Genomic DNA, 20,175 nt, shown 5'->3' on the forward strand with positions numbered 1-20,175 from the left:
AACAACTGATCATGAAAAAAACAATCGTACTTACAATCTTATTTGCTGCATTTGCAAGCTGTAGTGATTCTGATACTGTTCAAGATATCGAAGCACCAACAAACCCAACGACACCGACAAACCCAACGAATCCAACAGATCCAACAACTCCTACGACTCCAACTACTTCAATTACTTATAGCAAAGACGTAAAATCAATTATTGATGCTAATTGTATCAGCTGTCATCAAAGCGGAAGATCTGCAGCCTTCAGACCTTTGGTTACTTATGCCCAAGTAAAAGCGGCTGTAGAAAGTGCAGGTTTATTAGGCCGAATTCAATTGCAAAGCGGTCAGCAGGGACTTATGCCTCAAGGCGGAAGAATGTCTCAGGCTAATATTGATTTGGTTGTAAAATGGAATACTGACGGACTTAAAGAAAATTAACTATCATGAAAAAATCATTCATTAATTTCTTTACGCTGCTGTCAATTATTATTGTAACGCAAAACCTAACTGCGCAAAAATTAATTACAAAAACAGGAAATATAAAATTTCAGGCTACTGTGCCTTCTTATGAAGAAATCGCTGCAGAAAACAAATCGGTATCGGCAGTTTTGGAACAGTCAACAGGGGATTTCGCTTCTTTGGTTCTCATAAAAGGTTTCCGCTTTAAAGTCGCTTTAATGGAAGAGCATTTTAACGAAAATTACATGGAATCTGAAAAATTTTCAAAAGCCACTTTAAAAGGAAAAATAGAGGATTTTGATATTTCTAAAATTACAAACACGCCTAAAAATTTTACTTTAAAAGGGGATCTTACTATTCACGGAAAAACAAAACCGATAACTGTAATCATGAAAATTTCGAAAGCAGCAAACGGAGTTAATACAATTGGTTCTTTTGAAGTAAAACCAGAAGATTTTGACATCGAAATACCAAGTCTTGTTAGAAAGAAAATCGCCGATAAAATAAAAATCAACTACAATTTTTTATTAGTTAAATAAAAGTCTTTTGATTTGGAAGATCATTAAACATGACTATGTTCTGGGGTCGGTTTTGTATTAAGCCGGCCTCTTTTTTTAACTTCAATTCAAACAAAATGATCTGCAAAAATTACGTTGTTACCGGAGAAGATGTAAATGATTTTATGGTTATGGAAAGTGCTTCATATATTTCATATACCGTTCGATTATTCTATCATTTTTTATTTCGAAACGGATTTTCAAAAGAGAAACTCCATATCTTAAATCTCGATTTACAGGAAGGCAATCATGTATTTGTCTGCTACAAAGACCTCATGTTTACGGAACACTTTTTTGTTGAACTCAAACATTGTTATATAGCGGATAAAATCAATATTAAAAGTAGTTTTTTCAACTCCAAAAACGAATGCTGCGCAGAAGTAACCAAAGAAATAGAATGGTTTGACTCTCGAAAAGGAGAAGTTATTGGAGCGCCAAAACAAATTCTAAAGCATTTTAGCCAAAATAGGGCAATATAATTATTTGCTGTTTTATTGAAATTTTGAACAAGTAAAACAGCATAATCTGATCCTTTTCTAAGTTATAAATCTAAAAAACTAAAAAAGAGCTGTTGGCAAAACAGCTCTTTTAGGTTTTTCAAGTGTAATGTACAAGCTTACTAATTCATATACTTCAAAATAAAAATCAATGAAAAACCATTTTTATTGTTATTGAGCATTAGTAATCTGAGTTTTCGATTTCATAATTACTTCAACCGTTTTTGGTTTGGTAAAAAACTGTTTGGCAAAAGCTTTTATATCTGCAGGAGTAATTTCGTTTAAGGTTTTCTTATAAATCGTATCATCTTTAAATTCTTCATTATTTAAAAACATACTATTTAAATTTGCCAGCCAAAAAACATTGCTTAAAACTTTTTCTGCTCTTGATTTTAAAACTGTATTCTTTACAGATTGAACGTCTTCTTCCTTTACCTCTTTTTGCTGCATTAATTCAATTTGTTCGTAAACAATTTTGGTCAGCTTTTCTTCTTTTTCAGGATCAGAATCAAAATTAATGGTCATCGAATATTCGTCAGAAGGAAGTCTGCTCACGCCTGAAGAAACATTTACACCATAGCTTCCGCCCTCTTCTTCACGAATCAAATCCAAGTATTTTTTAGATAAAATTTCAGATAAAATATGCAGCGTAAATACATTTTTATAGGTATACGGAAACTCTTTTAAAAATCGGATGTATACGCTCGCCTTTGGTACATTCATTTCACGAATTAATACTTGTTTCGAAATTCCATCAGCAGGATTGATATGATTGTCTACGAAATTTTCGGTTTTACTGTTGTCAGATGAAATGCTACCAATATATTTTTCAAGCAGCAAAAGCGTATTTTCAGGAAGATTTCCGGTGAAAACAAAAGTAAAATCGGCTGCATTTTTAATTCTGTTTTTATAGATTTCTGATGCTTTTTCGAAACTCAACTGCTTGATAAATGGTTCATTAAAAAGCGGTACCCTTTTATTGCGATTTGAATTTAAAAGCGAAATAGTATCCTGAAACACTTTCGGATTTGTATTTGCAGCATTTTCTAAAGAATTGCTTAAACTGGTCACCATTCTTGCATATGAATCTTTATCAAATCTTGGATTTTCAAAATACAAATAAAGCAGCTCCAACAAAGTTTCGAGATCTTTTTGATTGCTCGAACCTTTAAAACCTTCGGTTAATTCTGTTATGTATGGTTTCAGACTTACAATTTTTCCGTTTAATTTATCCTGTAAATCAGTATTTTTTAAGTTACCCAATCCAGAACTTTCTACTAAACCAACCGCAATTTGTGAAGATGGAATATCTTCTGTTTTAAGTATAGAACTTCCTCCTTTACTAAATGCAGAAAACAAGATTTCATCTTTTGCTAAAGTGGTTGGATACAAAATAATTTTGGCGTCGTTACTTAAAACATACCCTTTTGCACCGGCAATTCCGTCAACATTAAACTCCTTAGATACTTTAGAACCTTTTAGTTCTGCTGTAATCAAAGGCTGATCTGTATCTGTCTCTTTGTATTTTTCCAAAGGCATTTTTTTTACCGATGCCATAATGCTTAGATACTCTTCTTTTGACGGATAAATAACATCACTTTTATCTGGACCCGTAACTGTTAAAACAATATTATCAGCGGTCTGCAGTTTTTTTACAGCCTCATTTATTTCAGAAAGTGTAATCGAAGCCAGACGTTTTTTAATGTTTTCATATTGCGTTTCAATGCTTTCAAACGGAACCGCTTTCAGGAAATAATTAACTAATTCTTCAGCAAATTCATCGCTGTTGATTTTGTCTTTATTCTGAAGTAAATCTTCATAATAACTTAAAATTCCTTCTTTATTTCGGTCTAATTCTTTTTGTGTAAAACCATAACGAACAGCTCTTTCGGTTTCGATCATTAATTCTTTAAACCCAGCTGCTGTTTTATTGTTTTTAGGAACCACATATAAACTGTATGAGTTGGTTAATCTCGATACTTCTGAAGCTCCTCCGGCCATTTTCAAAACCGATGTTTCGTTATTCTGAATAAATTCCTGATAACGCCTGTTCATCATATCTGTACATAGATTATCGACCAAATCTTTTCTGATGTTTGCTGCGTTTTTAACTTTATCAAAATCTTTTTTATAGTAAAGAACTATTGCTGTTTCCTGCGCTTCTTTATCTTTTGCTAAAACATATTCAATTCCTTTATTTTTCGGAATCGAAACATAATAACGTTCAGCAGGATTTTTTGGCATTTCTACAGAAGAAAAAATCTCTATAATTTTTTGCTCTACTTGTTTTACATCAATATCTCCAACTACAATAACAGATTGTAAATCTGGTCGGTACCATTTTTTATAATAATCTCTAAGAACTTTATATTCAAAATTATTGATGATATTTAAATCGCCTATAACATCGCGTTTTGCGTATTTAGAACCTTTAAACAGAGTTTTATCGGTTTCTAAACGAAGTCTGAAATCTGAGTCTCTTCTTGTTCTCCACTCTTCTCTGATCACACCGCGTTCTGCATCAATTTCTGCTTCTTTTAAAGAAAGAAAACCAGACCAGTCGTGCAGGGCTAAAAGACAGGAATCTACCAATTTATCATCAGTAGAAGGTACATTACTCAAGTTATAAACCGTTTGATCCTGCGCCGTATAAGCATTAATATCAGCACCAAAACGAACTCCTTTTTTCTCGAGCATATCGATAATTCCTTTTCCTTCAAAGTTCTGAGTTCCATTAAAAGCCATGTGCTCCAGGAAATGTGCTAATCCATTTTGATCGTCGTTTTCCAGTATGGCTCCCACATTTTGAGCAAAATAAAAACTGACACGATCTTTTGGCCATTCATTATGAAGCACATAATATTTCATTCCGTTTTTTAAAGTTCCCGAAGCCACCTCTTTACTAAGCGGAATCGTGGTCGAAAACTGCGCGTTGCTTTTAATCCCAAAACATAAAAGTATCAGGAATAGATATTGTGTTTGAAATAATTTCATTTGATATTTTTTATTTTTTTTCCATCATTTTGTCAATCCTGACGAAGGAAGGATCGCACTAGAAACTCCGTATAGTGTATCACTAATCTATGTAGAGTTGCTTGCGAAGATTTCTCCTTCGTCGAAATTGACAAACTGTACTTTACTATAAGCTTTTTTTAAAACTATTTCTTAAAGTTCCCAACACCTTCTTTCAACCAATTGGTATAAAATGGAATATCTGGATTATAAGCTGTAGGCTGATTTAAGTTTTCGCCTTTATGATCGATTAAAACGTAGTACGGCTGGGCATTTGTCTTGTATTTCAGGATTTGAAATTCACTCCATTTCTGACCGATATATTTTAATTTTTTTCCAGTAATTTTTGAGGTAATCTGCTCCTTTTCTTCCAACGGTCTTTTGTCATCTACATATAATGAAATTACGATTACATCATTTTTTAATTGTGATAAAACCTGCGGATCTGGCCAAACGCGTTCTTCCATTTTACGGCAGTTTACACAGGCAAATCCGGTAAAATCAAGCATTACGGGTTTGTTAACTTTTTTGGCATAAGCCAATCCCAAATCATAATCTCTGAAAACCATAATTCCGTTTGGACCTTCTTCTGCCCCTTCAGGCAGAATTGCTGCAGCTATATTTGGTGATGCCGACATTCCGATTCCGTTTGGCGATTCGCTGTATTGTTTTGGAGGAGGAAATCCGCTGATCCATTGCAGCGGTGCGCCCCATAATCCCGGAATTAAATAAATGGTAAAAGCGAGAACTACAATTCCGAAACTCAATCTTCCTACAGAAAGATGTGTTACAGGCGAGTCATGCGAAAGCTGGATTTTTCCAAATAAATAAAAGGTTAAGGCTGTAAAAATGGCTATCCAAATTGCTAAAAAGGTTTCTCTTTCTAATAAATGCAATTGCAAAACCAAATCGGCATTGGATAAAAATTTAAAAGCTAAAGCCAGTTCTAAAAATCCTAAAACTACTTTTACCGAATTTAACCAGCCTCCCGATTTTGGAAGTGAATTCATCCATCCTGGAAAAGCAGCAAAAAGTGTAAATGGTAAAGCGATTGCCAATGAAAAACCAAACATTCCGATAACAGGTGCTAAACCTCCCTGACTAGCCGACTGAACTAATAATGTTCCCACAATTGGCCCCGTACATGAAAAGGATACAATAGCAAGCGCCAAAGCCATAAAAAAGATGCCGATTATACCGCTTTTTTGCGAGTTATTATCGACTTTAGTAAGCCATGAACTTGGTAAAACAATTTCGAATGCTCCTAAAAATGATATGGCAAAAACAACTAATAATAAAAAGAATATTAAATTGAATACCACATTTGTTGCCAGTGCATTCAAGGCATCGGCACCAAAAATAGTGGTTACCAATGTTCCTAAAGCCACATAAATAATAATGATGAAAACGCCATATACTAAAGCATTTCTAATTCCGGCTGCTTTATTTTTACTTTGTTTGGTAAAAAAACTAACCGTCATTGGGATCATTGGAAAAACACAAGGTGTTAACAAAGCGGCTAATCCTCCTAAAAAGCTCAATAAAAAAATACTCCAGATATTTTCTCCTTTTGCTGTATTTTCATTTTTTTGAAGCGATACAATCTCTTTTTTCATTTCTGTTTTCACAGGAACTTCTGCCGTAATTGTATCTTCTTTAACAGGAACAATGGTGTCTGTTTGAACCGTTTCTGCCACTTTTACTTCTTCTTTCGCAGCACCTTTCGGAATCTCAAAAACAAATTCTCTTTCGGTTGGCGGTAAACAGCTTTGATCATTGCACACCATAAATTCTATAGTTGCTTTAACTTTAAAAGCATCGTTTTTTTTTCTTTCTATTTTTTGTGTAAAAACAGCTTTTGTTTCAAAAAGTTTGATGCGCATATTAAAAATCGGATCATCAATTTCGTGTCCGTTTGGCTCAACAACGCCTCCTTTTGCTGTATAATTTTTAGATTTCGCAAATACAAAACTGGTTGGCATTGGTCCGTTTGCGGGAACTTTTTGCGAATACATGTGCCAGCCTTTGTCTATTTGCGCTGTAATGCTTAATTCATAACTAGAGTTATCAACTTCTTTTACAGATGTTTTAAACGATACGGGGTCGTAAATCTGGGCAGTAAGATTATGCATCGCAAAGAAAATTGCGATAAAAAGAATTAATTTTTTCATGGTAAAGAAAATTGATTTTTTTTTAGATTTCAGATTGCTTAACATTTTGTCAGGTTTAGCGATCCCAAAACTTCGGGATCGCTCAGGGTGACAAACTATTACTTTTTATAACGAACTAAAATCCACTTCGAAATATCATCGAGAACCTCTGGTGCAAAAACCTCATCTAATTCTTTGACTTCTTTTTGCATACAAGTTGTACAATGCTGATACATATGATTTAAGCCTGGATAAATTTTCGTCGTAAGATCTTTTGTTCCGAGGTATTTCTTAAATGAATTTACATTTTCTATAGCCGGAACCTGAATATCTTTATCTCCATTTGCTATAAATACCGGAATCGTAATTTTTGGCAGATAATTTTCTGGATTGTAATGAATGGTGTAACGATACCATTTTCTGTCGGCATCTTTTCCATATCGATACAAGAAATCCTTATCACGTCCGTCCAACATATGAATTTCTTTTAGAATTGTAGAGTCTTGCTGCTGCATCCATTCTTTCAATTTTATTTCCATTGCAGGTTTTGCAGACTCATTGTCTTTTGTATCATACACTACTTTAAACATGATGTTGTACATTTCCATCTGCTTTGCCACTACTTTATCTGTAAAATTATAGCTTTTTAAAATCGATGTGTTTTGCAGATTCAACATCTCAAGTCCGCTAACTCCTACTCCAGACAAGCTGATCATGAATTTTACATCTTTATTTCTCGAACTTACAATAGAAGCAATCATGCCGCCTTCGCTGTGACCGATTAAACCAATGTAAGATGCATCTATGTTTTTGTCACTTTTTAAATACGCTATTTCTTCTTCGATATCATTTGCAAAATCTCCAGTTGTAGCGTTTTCAAAATCTCCGGTTGTTTTACCAAATCCGCGGTCGTCTACACGAAGAGAGGCGATTCCGTTACGAGCCAGATAATCGGCCAAAACGGTAAAAGATTCTCTTCCCATGAACGTATAGTTGCGGTCATGCTGTCCGGTTCCAGAAATTAAAATAGCCAGCGGATATTTCTTTTTCCCTTGCGGAAGTGTCAATGTTCCTCCGTAAGTAAGTTTTGTGGTTTTACCCAAAAAAGTCATATCAATCACTTGATACGGATACGGTTTCTGCGGATGCTGCGCAAAAAATAAAGGCTGTATACTGTTTTGTTTCTTTAATACAATTGATGCATTTGGAATCGAGTAATTATTAAAAACTCCTGTTACTGCAGTTTTATCTGCATTGTATTTTCCTTTAAAAGTATAACCATACATATCATTTTTAAAAGAAACACTATCAGCGGCAACTTTTAAAGCAACTTTGCATTCTGAACCTAATTCGGGAATACTAAAGGACAGCGAATCTTTTTTGGTATCGAAATCTCCAGATACAATAATTCTGTAGGACTGGTATTGTCCCTGCCAGATGGTTTGCGAAAAACCAATCTGACAGCACAATAGTAAAATACTCAGATATAAAAAATTAACAATTTTCATTTTTTTTAACCTTTAACTAAATTATTTTTTCTCAGCTTTTAAATATTCAATGATGATCGAAATTTCGTCAGCCAATTCTGTTGGGCTTCCAAAATATCCATTAGATTTCCATCTTAATTTTCCGTTTTGATCGATAATCATCTTTTCAGGAATTCCAGAAAATTGAAAGGCTTTAGCATATTTCTCATATACTTGGTCAAACTTTCCAGTTTTCGGATTTTTTCCATCGTATAAAATCGTAAAATCAAATCCTTTTTCTTTAATAAAAGCTTGTGTCTGCGCTTTAAAATCTTTGATGTATTCCTGCGTATCTACAAAATAAAATTTCACATTAGGATCTTCTTTGTATTTTTCAACTGCCATCTGCATTCCCGGCATTGCATTTTTACATGGTCCGCACCACATTGCCCAAAAATCAAGTACCACGATTTTTCCTTTTTGATCAGCTAATTTTACATTAACACCTTTGCTGCTTTCTAAATCAAAACCTTCTATTGGCATATTGATCAGTTCTGCAATCAGTTTGGCTTTGTGTTCCTGCATATTCGTGTCTGATTTAAATGAATTAACATAAGCTTCAAAACCCGCTTCTTTTCCACCTTCTTTTAAATAAATTGCTTTTAGTGAAGCCAGCATTTCTGGAGTCGATTTGTTTTCTCTAATGCTTATTGCTAATAATTCTTTGGCGTCAAGTGTTTTTCCTTCTCTTAAAAGCATTCTGGTATACACTTCGTTGTAACTTGCATCTTTGTAACCATAAAATGATTTAATTTTATCCAAATATCTTCTTTCTAGATCATAGTTTTTAAAGATTTCCTGAAGTTTTGCGTATGTAAAATATTCTCTTGCAGCGAAATTTATTGTTTGTGCCTGCCATTCTTTAAGAGATAATTTCTGCGCATATTCTTTAGGTACAAATGCTTCTCTGCTTTCCATTTCTGGAATTATAATATCCGCATATTTTTTTAGTGTTTCCAAATCTGTCTTCTCGATTCCGTCTTCATGTCTGTTAAAGGGAATGGAAACCAAGTGCCAGCTGTAATCTAAAACATTATTGAATGATACTTTTTTAACGCTGTTTAAAGCGAAATTGTAATCTTTGTTTTTTACAATATAATTGTAAGCAATAGCCTTAAATAATTTATCGCTGAAAAGACTTTCTGTCTCTGTCACAACATCTAAGAATTTATCTGCCGGAAAGTTTTTTTCGAATTCAGCATACTGCTTTATTTTTTTATCAAAATCAGATTCCATAAAGATTTTCTTAATTTCGATATCACGCGCCCAAACACCTTTTGGATATTTAGTTAATAAAACTTTTTGAACAGAATCTTTAAAAACTTTATTTTCTGGCTGTGGCATTAAACCCAATGTTTTCTGGATTTGATACTGCGTTACATTACTTAAATTAGCTTCATTCATATTAAAACGAAGTTCTTTCTTGATAACATTCGATTGATCTTCTTTTGATGAAAGCTGTTTTAATTTTAAACCATAGTAAAAAACTTTATTACGCGATTGAGGATGATACTGTAATTCGTATTTAATCCACATTAACCCAACTTCCTCTTTTATATAGGCACTGTCATGCACCACATTTGGAACTTCGTCCTGAAATGCGCTGCTTCTCAAAATTCCCCAGCCTGTATAAGCACCTGGAACTTGCGCAAACATATAAGCGTGAGGTACTTTTTCTCCTCGGTCTACAATTGTATCCGATTTAAAAACACAATTGATAACAGAAGCATGATCTGAAAGCTTCATTTTTGTGGTCCATTTTTTATTTCCGTCGGCTTTTAAAGTGATATCATTGATAAGCCATTTGAAGTTATCAAAAGTATAAACCACACCATTTACATATTTTGCATTGGCAAGAGGCCCATTAGATGCATCATAAGTCAGCGTAACTTCTTCTCCCGGATTTGGATGTTCTGGCGAAAGCTTAATCGCTATGTCTTGAGCAAATAAACTTGTTGTAATACTAAAAACAAATAGTATCAGTTTGAAATTTTTCATATTATTTTTTTTTGAAATGAGTGCACTCAAAAATGATGAGTGCACTTTATAAGATTAATCTAATTATGGGTTTTGTTGCAAGTTTGGAGCGTATTCAAAATAAATTGGTGCAAAAGGCATTTGATAACGATCACTATTTGGAGCAAGTGTAAAGGTCTGTCCCGCAAAATCATGGGTGATGGTTTTGGCAAATTCTGGTTCTTTGTTTAATCGTTTCAAGTCAAACCATCTAAAACCGCCAGTTGCCATTAACTCTCTTCTTCTTTCTGCCAACACTTTTAGCAGTGCATCTTTATTATCCGTTGCAGTTAAGGCTACATATTCTCCGGCTCTGAATCTTTTTTGTCTTAATTTATTTATTTCAGCCATTGCTAATTCGCCAGAACCAGATCTTGCCAGACATTCTGCTTTTATAAGCATCATCTCCGGTACAGTTGGGCCTGCATTTCTGCTTTCTCCAGTCAAACCTTCCTTAGCATATGTCCTTCCTATAGTATATTCAGAATTAAAAGTGCTTGTTGGCTGTGTAAACAATACGTAGCGTAAATCATTGGTATCAAAAGAATTGATCAATTCATTGCTTAACGATAATAGTTGCGGTGCATAAGAGTAAGTACCGTATCCATTCCATTTTGATAAGATTAATTCTTTATCAAGTCTTCTTGATGGATAAGCTGCAAATTCATAATCTTCCAGATTGTTAAGTGTACTTTGCAATGCTAGCGCCTTTTCGGCATTTTCTAAAGCCAAAGGATAATTACGCATGTACAAATACGTTCTTGATAAAAGTGCATAAGCTGCTGCCTGAGAAGGAAATGCAACATTATTACCTGAATTAACCGGTTTTAATCCTGAATTTACAGCATCTTGAAGATCGCTTAATATTACATCATAAGCCGCTTGAACTGAAGTTCTTTTTGGATCTTCTGATACTGTTGGAGTTGTAAAAAGAATAATTCCCAGATCTGTTGCAGAAGTTGTAGCATCATATGCTTTTCCGAAAGTATTCACCAGAGTAAGAAAAATAAAAGCACGGTGTACTTCTGCTTCTCCTTTTATGGCTGCTTTTTCTGCAGCCGTTCCGTTGGTGCTTTTCATTACTTCATTAATAACAATATTAACACTGTATAATGCATTATATAGACTATTCATATCATAATCTGTCTCCCCGTCAAAATAGACAACATCAGACCATTTGTACAAATTGATAAAAGGGCGATAAGAATCAGATGCACCTAATGCGGTAGTTTGTGCCTCATTCTGAAAACCGATATCATCTGATGGTATATCTACATTACCATAACTTTTCTCTAATGTAGACGTGTTGTTTAGAAGATATCTGTAATTTGATGTTTCTTCAGGTATTAGTTTCCCTTCGGTCTTAATATCTACATAATTATCACAGCTCAACACAATTGCTCCGAATCCTGCAATTGCGATGTATTTTAAAAAATTTTTCATCTTTAAAAAATTAAAAATTAACATTAAAACCAATTGAATACATAGCCATAGCAGGCAATTTCATGTTTACTCCCGTGTAAGGTAAAAAGTCAGGATCTAAACCGTCTTTGTTTTTTCTCCAGAAGAAACCAAGATTTCTGGCTGTAAAAGATATCGAAGCTCCTCTTACAATTCCTCTGTTAATAAGGCTTGTCATATCATATTTTAAAGAAAGTTCTCTAAATCGAATGTGATCTCCCTGCATAATCTGATCTTCTCCTTGAACATATCTTACATAACTTAATCCTGTTGATCCCTGAATTCCAGGTACAGACGTCGTAGCTTCATCTCCCGGATTTCTCCATCTTTGATCGATATCTGTATTCAAATCATATTGATTAAACCTTCCTTGTCTGTTTACATAACCTCCGTAAGTTGGCTTAAATAATACATAATCAAACTTGTAAGTGGCCAAAATGTATAATGACAATTTTTTATAATTGAAAGTCTGGCTGAAACTTCCGTAATACGAAGGAATATTAGTTCCCATATATTTCATATCCGCAATATCTTTTAGAGAAGTAAAAGAATTTACAATATTACCGTCTTTATCATATACCTGAGTTCTTCCGGTTGCATCTAATCCTGCTGATCTAAAAGCAAATACACTGTTTAAAGCATAACCTTCAATTGGTGGTGTACCTCCTGAACCATTTAAATACTGGCTGAAATTTTGAAAACGAGAATCCGTAACTTCTGTCTTATTGAAAGAAACGACAAGAGCCGAATTCCATGAAAAATCTTTCGCTTTAAGGATGGTTCCATTTAAACTTAAATCGATTCCATGTCCTGCTAAAGTTGCTGCATTTTGTACTAATGCATTGTTTGATACTCCGTAAAATGGCGAAACAGGAAACTCAACAATTAAATCTTTACTATCTTTTTTATAATATTCTACTGTACCGTTTAATCTGCTGTTTAAGATTGAGAAATCTAATCCGAAATTTAAGATTGCTGTTTTTTCCCAACGCAAATTAGGGTTTGCCGGCTGGCTGATAAAAGCATAAGGCTGCTGCGAAAAAGTATCTAAATCGCTTAAACTTATGTTTGTAAAAGGGAAAACATTTAAGTTGATATTTCCGCTATATCCGTAACTCGCTCTTAGTGCTAGACTATTAACTAAATTAACTTCTTTTAGAAAAGATTCTTCTTTAATATTCCATTTTGCTCCGGTAGACCACAATGGTGTTCTTCTTAATTCTTTACTAACTCCAAAATTGTTATAATCGTCTAAACGTGCACTTCCAGTAAGCGTGTATTTATTTTTGAAAGTGTAACCTGCATTAGCATAATAAGATAAAAACCTTCTGTGGGAATCTTTGTGTACATTACCATTAGTTAACGTATAATTATACCCATTAACGTCTACATATTGTGTTGATGGCAGATCTACAGAAGTCTGAGTTTTTGAATTGTAACCATAAAGCGTTCTGGAATCTTGAGTTTCACCAGTTTCTCTTGCTTCAATACCTCCCATAGCATTTATCAAATGATCTTCTCCAATGATGCCATCATAATTTAGCTGTCCTCTCATAGTAGAACTCGTTTTTCCAAATGTATTATTTTGAAAAATTCCTCCTAACGGAATTCCGTAGACTAAATCTCCGCTGCTGTTTATTGACGTAGCAGAATTGATCATATCACGAGCGTAATATGTATTTTCATTATAGATATTGTCACTTGATGAAGTTGAAGTTTCTACAGAATACGTACCGACAGCATCTAAACCTTTTAATAAAGGAAATGTAGCAGAAATGGTAGCTCCAAAATTCTGCTCATCCATCGTTCTGTCCATATTATTTAATTCATCGATGTAATTGTACGTCCAAGGCAGATATCCTTTTTGCTCCAACGGAATCGTTTGTGCAGCATAATAACGACGGTAATAATCAACTGAATTACCATCATCTCCAACGATTTGATTGTAAGGCAATAAAGTTGTTGGTGAAGTTCCTAATGGAGAAAGTCCTAAACCATTATCATTGTATTTAAAAATCGACCCTCTTAAGCTTGTCGTCATTTTTACATAATTAAAAAGCTTAAAATCCTGATTAGATAATAAAGTCAAACGTTGTCCGTCAGTTCCTTTTGACTGAGTTTCCTCTTTAGAATAGGAACCTGACATAAAATAAGAATAATCATTCTCTGCTCCGCTAAAAGACAAATCATAATTTTGACTTGTTGAAGCTTGCAGCAAATACTGCTCTGCCTGACCGTAAGTATTACGTCCACGTAAAACATCTAACCCTGCATCTCTCTGAGCCTGTGTTATTTGACCACGTTTGTATTGAAACATCAAGTCCATACCCTGACTAACTGGCGTAGTAAGCATGTATGTTACACTTGCTGGATCTGTAACTAAATTTTTATCTACAAATTCCTGCTCTAAGTTTAAAACCTGAGAAGAATTCATCAATGGTAATTTTGATAAAGTAGGTTTATTAGAAAAACCGTAATTCTGAGAAAAATTAATTCTGGTTTGTCCTTGTTTTCCTTTTTTAGTATTAATTACCATTACTCCATTTGCCGCTCTTGCACCATAAATAGACGCGGATGCTGCATCTTTTAGAAAAGTAATTTTTTCAATGTCATTTGGGTTTATCGTTCTAATGTCTAATTCTGTAGGTGTTCCGTCAAGCACAATTAATGGCATTGTATTAGTTCCAAAAGAATCAAAAGTAGATTTTCCTCTAATGGCAACATTATAGCTAAATTTTCCCTGATTACTACCAAATTTATTTTGATACACAAAAGTGTTGTCAGAATCCTGAATGTCCAGCTGCAAACCGGCAACCTGACCTTCTAGTCTGTGAAGCACATTATTTACGGGAACTTTTTCTAAATCTTTAGCTGTAATGGTTACAAAAGATCCTGTAGATCGCTCTTTATCAATATTTTGATAACCTGTAGAAACGATTTTTACTTCGTCTAGTGCACTTACATCTTCTAATAAAATCGGATTGATAATTAAACTGTCTGTAACTGTAACTTCTGTTTTTTTATAGCCTAAGTATTCAAAAATAAGGACATCTCCTTTTTTGGCCATAATTTCATAAGAGCCGTCAAAGTTGGTAACAGCGCCATCTTTTGTTCCTTTTACCCAGACTGTCGCTCCAATTAAAAATTCTTTTTTAGAATTCGTTACAACTCCTTTTATTTTTACTCTTTCTTCTATTACAGAAGAAGTGGCTATAGTTTTTATTTTTGGGTTTAATGCAATAACAATCAACTTATTATTGGCAAATTCGGCTCTATAGTTGTCACCTATTAATTCTTTAATAACTGCCATTACATCGGCATTATTAACTGATATATCTACTCTTCTCTGCGCGTCAAAAATGTCATCACTGTAGAAAAACTCAACATTAGTTTTCTTCGTAATTGTTTTTAAAACAGATGAAACAGACTGGTTTCTAGCATTAATTGTTACTTTTTTTTGCGAATACGCCAAAGCAACTATATTAAAAAGAAATATTGATAATATTAGGGATTTCTTCATAATCTCAAGAAATTTATCCCAAAGCGCGGATTTTACCCCACAATCTTTTGCGGATAGGTTTTTTTTCATACTTTTAAAATGTTTTGGTTGGTTAATAGATTTCGAACTCTTTTTTTCGACTGAACAAATACTCGCCGGGAAATGGTGCAAACATTTTCCGGTTTTTTTTATTTACTTACTTACGGTTACTTCATACGTTTGGTTTACTTTGGTTATTTTATATTTCACATTCGATGTTTTACTAATTATATCCAGAAAATGCTCTATTGGTTCGTCTTTCAAAACAATTCCGGTGAATTTAATCTGCTCTAATGCTTTTTGTTCGAACTTCACATTAAAGTTGTACCACCTTGCCATTTTGGTCAAAATGTTTTTTAGATTTTCATTTTCGAAGTAAAATTTACCGTCTTTCCAAGCGCTGTATACTGACGCATCAACTTCTGCCACACTCACGGATTCATTTCTAACTTTAGCCTGCTGCCCTGGACTTAGAACAACCGATTCATTTTCTTTTGATTTGCTTATTCCCGAAACCTTTACTTTTCCTTCGGAAAGTGTGGTTTCAAAATTTCTGTCTTCTTCGTAAACACTGATATTAAAATGAGTTCCTAAAACAGTAACATTTCCAGATTTGGTTTTAACCGTAAAAGGACTATGCGGATTTTTACTAACCTCAAAATAGGCTTCTCCTTCTAAAGTTACATTACGTGTGTTACCGCTAAATTCTACAGGATATTTTAAAGAAGATTTTGAATTAAGCCAGACTTTTGTTCCATCTGAAAGATTAACGGCATAAATACCGCCAACAGGAACAATTAAAGTATTGTCTCCAGTTGAAACAACTCCTTTTAGATCTTTAGCATCATAAACCAAAACATGATTTACGTTCGAAATTACTCCGTTTTTAGAAACAATTTTTTCTTTCTTAGGTTCTAAAGAAATAACCGTTCCGTCTGCCAAAACTAAAGTAGGATTATTGTATTTAGGCTCAATACTATTTACAACTACCTCATCCTTGTTAGAAAGCTCTTTATTGTTTACATAAAAGAAAACAGACGTGATTCCAGCTAGGAATACAATAACCGCAGCATATTTCCATACTTTTCTATAATTGAAAAGTGAAATTACCGGCTGCTCATTAAAATGGAGCTTTTCCTGAATTCTTTCGAAAGCAGCATCAGTATTTATGGAATTATAAAATGCTTCTTTAGATTGTAAAGTTTCTAAATCAATAACTTTTTGATAATATTCTAGATTTTTGGGTACAGAAAGCCATTCCTGCAAAAAAGCATTTTCTTCAATCGATAATTCACCTATAAGCAATTCTTTTCTTATAAGATCAGCGATTACAAATTCTTTCTTTCCTAAAGACATATTTTTAATATTAAGTATCGGTTATTAACACTTTAAGTAAATGTTATATAACTAAGAGTACGAAACATTAAAAATGGGTGGAAAGATTTTTGATTTTTTTTAAAGAAATAATAAAATAAATAAAAGTTCGTAGTGATTTTTAAGTTTTTCCTTCAATAATTCGATAGCGCGGGCACGCTGCGACTTTACTGTATTGACAGAAATATTAAGCTGCTCGGCAATATCTTTATATTTCATTCCTTCTAAACAAGAAAGTTCAAAAACTTCTTTACATTTTTCTGGTAACGAATTTAAAGCCTCAATTAAAGCGGTATAAAGTTCTTCTTCTAAAATACTAAAATCAAATTCTGAAGTTTGATCGGAAAGTTTATAATCCAGTTCAACGTTCTTTTGCTCTTTTTTCAAAGCCTGCAAAGAACCGTTTCTGACCATTGTATATAGATAAGACTTAACATCAATTATTTTTTCAAACTTGATGCGGTTTTCCCAAAGCTGCAGCATCACATTTTCGACTACTTCTTCGGCAAGAAAATTATCTTTTACAAATCCGAAACTATAACTCACAAGTCTTGGATACAAAGAATAAAATAGTTCTTTGTAGTATGCTTCATCGATCTTGATATTTTCTTGTTCTAAGCTGATTTTTTGTTTTCTTTCTTTGCGCAAATATAAATTTTATATCAACAAATCATTATTTTTACAAAACAATTATCATCAAATCCCTTAAAGTACTGCAAAAAAGTAAGAATAAAATGCTTTTTTATAGATTTTAAAAAACAGCATTCAATGAGCTTTTTAAAACTCGATATTGGAATATGAGTTAAAACGATTCCATTTTTATTATCTTTTGAGTGGCAGAACAAACTTAAAAGTACTTCCCTTACCAAGTTTGCTTTCCGCCCATATCTGCCCTTGATGCTTTTTAATAAATTCACTGCAAAGTAATAAACCTAATCCATTTCCAATTTCATTTTCAGTTCCTTTTTGGATCACTTTTTCATTAATTTTAAATAGTTTTTCTTTTATACTGTCTGGAATTCCTATCCCATTATCAGTAATCGATACTTCTACATTGTGATTTATCTTCTGCATTGATATGATAATTTTACCCTGCTGATCTGTAAATTTAATCGCGTTTGTCAGAAGGTTTCTTAAAACGGTATCAATCATACCTTTATCTACCTCAGCTTTAATAACTTCAGTTGATTCAAACTTCAGATCGATATTCTTATTTAAGGCTGCATTTTTATTAATTTCAACATTTTCCTCAATCAAATTATTTAATACTATTTCTTGAGGATTGTATTCCATCATCCCAGTCTGCATTTTGGACCAATCCAAAAGATTTTCGAGGAGTTTGTAAATATTTTTGTTCGATTCGTGCAGCATTCCTGTTATCTCCTTAATTTCTTCACGACTGTATCCGTCAATTTCCTCAGCCATTAATTCAGACAAAGCGAGAGAGGATCCCAATGGCCCTTTTAAATCATGGGCAATTATAGAAAAAAACAAGTTTTTATCTTTTAGGAGTTTCTGTATTTTAAGATCTTGTTTTTCTTTTACCAATAATAAAAATCCGACTGTACCAATAAGGGTCAATAAAAACAAACCTATGTTGTATAAACTATCAAAATTGCTTTCTCTAAAAAAATATTTCTGCGGATCTATAAAACTATAAACCGCTCGAAGAAAGATTAAAATTTCGAATGATACATAACAAAACAGATAAAAAATGCGGAATAAATTATTCCCCTTTACTTTAAAATAAAGTAATGTTGGTGGTAAATAAATCGCAAATATCGCGAGAGACATGATTATAACTCGAGTATTAATCGAACCTCCAAAAAAGGTTACCGCATTAAAAACCACCGCCCCTATACAAGTTAATACGATTTGAAAACGACGCTGTCTATGTATTTTCGTTTTGGTCATAGCCATTATAGCTATGGTTTCATAACAGCATCCTGCCAGAATAATACTATTGGCAAGATTGATGGAGAGAAAATCTGGAATTATGTTTCTTAAAAAAATAAATACCCAGCCAATGGTCAGTAAAACTTTTCCATATCCAAACGTTCTTAATTTTTTTCTATTCTCAAGAGTTGCATACGACAGGGAATAACTAAAAATAAGAATACAGATAAACAAGTTTCCCCAAAAATAAAGAAGAAAAACCGTTTTAGGATCTAGGGGCAAAAATTTGAACATTAGGGCATTTTGTGGTTACAAATATACGAATTCCCAGTAAAATCAATACTTTTCGTCTTTTATACAAAAAACTTGATCCTGCGCACTAGTGAAATGATTCTGATAATTTTGGATGCGAAAGATCATTAATTTTTCATTTTAAATTTTAATTTATGCTCGTTCAAACATTTCTTCTTTACTTTTTTGGTTGGAAATTCCACATTTAACTTATTTTTACTTGGAATAAAACACAATTAATGTCAATTCATATTCCTGAATATAATAAACATGAAAACAGCATTATTACTAATCTTGACCGCATTTACAGTCTCTCAAGCACAAACTAAAAAAATTGTAATTAAGGCAGATACCGCGACGGCATATATAAAAGAAGGAAAGCAAGAAAAATCACGCTGGAATATTGATCCGAGAATAAAACCAGATGTATATGTGACCAATAAAAGCCCGGAAGGAAAAACGGTTACTTTTTTTACGGATAAAGATTCTATAACAATTAAACTAAAACCTGCAGAACATGTCGATTTTGTTGTTCTTTTAAAGGAAAAAGACAGCTGTTACACCCGAATTGAATGCCCGAAATTGAATGATTTTTCGAAGTTAAAACCAGAAATACACGATACCATTCCGTTTGTGCTTTCAGATTACAATAATATTATTTTTAAAGTTACACTGAATAAAAAAGATACTCTTGATCTTAAATTTGATTCGGGAACTTCAGATTTTCTGCTGACTAATGATGCACTGAAAGAACTCAAACTGAGCAGTCTTAGAAATAACACTTTTAAGCTGGGAAACCAAACTTGGGAAAATCAGGAAATTTATCCTGTTGAAGTTTCTGGACATGGAACTGTAGGTCGCTTTGGCTGGAATTTATTTGACGGTAAGATTGTAGAAATTGATTATGATAAAAAGTACTTTATAGTCCATTCTAAACTGCCAAAACCAAGCAAAGACTATATTCGTTTGAATATGGAATTTACCAATACTTTATTTTGTATTAACGGCACATTACAGATAAAAAACAAAAATTATAACGGGCGTTTCCTTTTCGACAATGGCTATCAGCGCACTGTAATGCTCGACAAACAAATGGTAGAGGAACAGCAATATCCAAGAGAAAATCTTTTTGTACTGAAAAAAACAATTTTGAAAAACGGAAAAGGTGAAGAAATTCCAGTAATTACGGTAAGAAATGAAAAACTTATTTTCGAAAAATTATGTCTTTACAATGTTCCTGTACAATTACTTTCTTCAAATAATCCTGCCAGGTTCAAAACCCATATTTTAGGTAATGAAGTTTTAAAAAGATTCAATACTATTTTGGATTTTCAGAAAAATAAAGTGTATTTAAAACCAAATTCATTGTGGAATGAACCTTATACTGAAGGCTAATAAAAAATAGTTATGA

Annotated in this window: 13 protein-coding genes; 4 read left to right on the forward strand and 9 right to left on the reverse strand. The window is 33.2% G+C overall.

From position 1 onward, the window contains the following. The first annotated feature begins 11 nt into the window (after nucleotides 1–11). From BSF42_RS16830 to BSF42_RS16840, 3 genes are all read left to right on the forward strand, one after another. Nucleotides 12–425 (forward strand): hypothetical protein, encoded by a 414-nt coding sequence (locus tag BSF42_RS16830; RefSeq protein WP_095954257.1) that lies wholly within the window; start codon nucleotides 12–14, stop codon nucleotides 423–425. Between the two features lie 5 nt (nucleotides 426–430). Then, nucleotides 431–985: a YceI family protein gene (locus BSF42_RS16835; protein WP_253251094.1), complete on the forward strand. Its 555-nt coding sequence runs from the start codon at nucleotides 431–433 to the stop codon at nucleotides 983–985. Between the two features lie 95 nt (nucleotides 986–1,080). After that, complete coding sequence (locus BSF42_RS16840; protein WP_095954288.1) at nucleotides 1,081–1,482, forward strand: hypothetical protein; 402 nt, start codon at nucleotides 1,081–1,083, stop codon at nucleotides 1,480–1,482. A gap of 189 nt (nucleotides 1,483–1,671) precedes the next feature. Here the strand turns inward: BSF42_RS16840 and BSF42_RS16845 are convergent, their stop codons facing one another. From BSF42_RS16845 to BSF42_RS16885, 9 genes are all read right to left on the reverse strand, one after another. Beyond that, the gene (locus BSF42_RS16845) at nucleotides 1,672–4,494 is read right to left on the reverse strand and encodes a pitrilysin family protein (RefSeq protein ID WP_095954258.1); all 2,823 of its coding nucleotides are present in this window, start codon (nucleotides 4,492–4,494) and stop codon (nucleotides 1,672–1,674) included. A gap of 164 nt (nucleotides 4,495–4,658) precedes the next feature. Continuing rightward, nucleotides 4,659–6,683 (reverse strand): thioredoxin family protein, encoded by a 2,025-nt coding sequence (locus BSF42_RS16850; RefSeq protein WP_095954289.1) that lies wholly within the window; start codon nucleotides 6,681–6,683, stop codon nucleotides 4,659–4,661. Nucleotides 6,684–6,781: 98 nt separating this feature from the next. Further along, nucleotides 6,782–8,170, reverse strand: coding sequence for a S9 family peptidase (locus tag BSF42_RS16855; protein WP_095954259.1), 1,389 nt, complete (start codon nucleotides 8,168–8,170; stop codon nucleotides 6,782–6,784). Between the two features lie 21 nt (nucleotides 8,171–8,191). Continuing rightward, nucleotides 8,192–10,186, reverse strand: a complete 1,995-nt coding sequence (locus BSF42_RS16860) for a TlpA disulfide reductase family protein (RefSeq protein ID WP_095954260.1) — start codon at nucleotides 10,184–10,186, stop codon at nucleotides 8,192–8,194. Nucleotides 10,187–10,249: 63 nt separating this feature from the next. After that, the gene (locus tag BSF42_RS16865) at nucleotides 10,250–11,647 is read right to left on the reverse strand and encodes a RagB/SusD family nutrient uptake outer membrane protein (protein ID WP_095954290.1); all 1,398 of its coding nucleotides are present in this window, start codon (nucleotides 11,645–11,647) and stop codon (nucleotides 10,250–10,252) included. Nucleotides 11,648–11,657: 10 nt separating this feature from the next. Continuing rightward, nucleotides 11,658–15,254, reverse strand: a complete 3,597-nt coding sequence (locus tag BSF42_RS16870; protein ID WP_095954261.1) for a SusC/RagA family TonB-linked outer membrane protein — start codon at nucleotides 15,252–15,254, stop codon at nucleotides 11,658–11,660. 102 nt (nucleotides 15,255–15,356) lie between these two features. Continuing rightward, nucleotides 15,357–16,559, reverse strand: coding sequence for a FecR family protein (locus BSF42_RS16875; protein WP_095954262.1), 1,203 nt, complete (start codon nucleotides 16,557–16,559; stop codon nucleotides 15,357–15,359). 99 nt (nucleotides 16,560–16,658) lie between these two features. Then, entirely contained in the window at nucleotides 16,659–17,225 is a 567-nt protein-coding gene (locus BSF42_RS16880; protein ID WP_095954263.1) for an RNA polymerase sigma factor, read from the reverse strand. A gap of 174 nt (nucleotides 17,226–17,399) precedes the next feature. Next, entirely contained in the window at nucleotides 17,400–18,767 is a 1,368-nt protein-coding gene (locus tag BSF42_RS16885; protein WP_095954264.1) for a sensor histidine kinase KdpD, read from the reverse strand. A 267-nt stretch (nucleotides 18,768–19,034) separates the two neighbouring features. On the opposite strand from BSF42_RS16885, the gene BSF42_RS16890 reads away from it, so the two are divergent. Beyond that, on the forward strand, nucleotides 19,035–20,159 hold the full coding sequence (locus BSF42_RS16890) for a hypothetical protein (RefSeq protein ID WP_095954265.1): 1,125 nt from the start codon (nucleotides 19,035–19,037) through the stop codon (nucleotides 20,157–20,159). The last annotated feature ends 16 nt before the right edge of the window (nucleotides 20,160–20,175 follow it).

This window comes from Flavobacterium sp. ACN6 (assembly GCF_002304005.1).
Lineage (GTDB): Bacteria > Bacteroidota > Bacteroidia > Flavobacteriales > Flavobacteriaceae > Flavobacterium.

Coding starts and splice junctions, on each gene's coding strand:
- BSF42_RS16830 (WP_095954257.1), top strand. CDS start 12: ATGAAAAAAACAATCGTACTTACAATCTTATTTGCTGCATTTGCAAGC.
- BSF42_RS16835 (WP_253251094.1), top strand. CDS start 431: ATGAAAAAATCATTCATTAATTTCTTTACGCTGCTGTCAATTATTATT.
- BSF42_RS16840 (WP_095954288.1), top strand. CDS start 1,081: ATGATCTGCAAAAATTACGTTGTTACCGGAGAAGATGTAAATGATTTT.
- BSF42_RS16845 (WP_095954258.1), bottom strand. CDS start 4,494: ATGAAATTATTTCAAACACAATATCTATTCCTGATACTTTTATGTTTT.
- BSF42_RS16850 (WP_095954289.1), bottom strand. CDS start 6,683: ATGAAAAAATTAATTCTTTTTATCGCAATTTTCTTTGCGATGCATAAT.
- BSF42_RS16855 (WP_095954259.1), bottom strand. CDS start 8,170: ATGAAAATTGTTAATTTTTTATATCTGAGTATTTTACTATTGTGCTGT.
- BSF42_RS16860 (WP_095954260.1), bottom strand. CDS start 10,186: ATGAAAAATTTCAAACTGATACTATTTGTTTTTAGTATTACAACAAGT.
- BSF42_RS16865 (WP_095954290.1), bottom strand. CDS start 11,647: ATGAAAAATTTTTTAAAATACATCGCAATTGCAGGATTCGGAGCAATT.
- BSF42_RS16870 (WP_095954261.1), bottom strand. CDS start 15,254: ATGAAAAAAAACCTATCCGCAAAAGATTGTGGGGTAAAATCCGCGCTT.
- BSF42_RS16875 (WP_095954262.1), bottom strand. CDS start 16,559: ATGTCTTTAGGAAAGAAAGAATTTGTAATCGCTGATCTTATAAGAAAA.
- BSF42_RS16885 (WP_095954264.1), bottom strand. CDS start 18,767: ATGTTCAAATTTTTGCCCCTAGATCCTAAAACGGTTTTTCTTCTTTAT.
- BSF42_RS16890 (WP_095954265.1), top strand. CDS start 19,035: ATGAAAACAGCATTATTACTAATCTTGACCGCATTTACAGTCTCTCAA.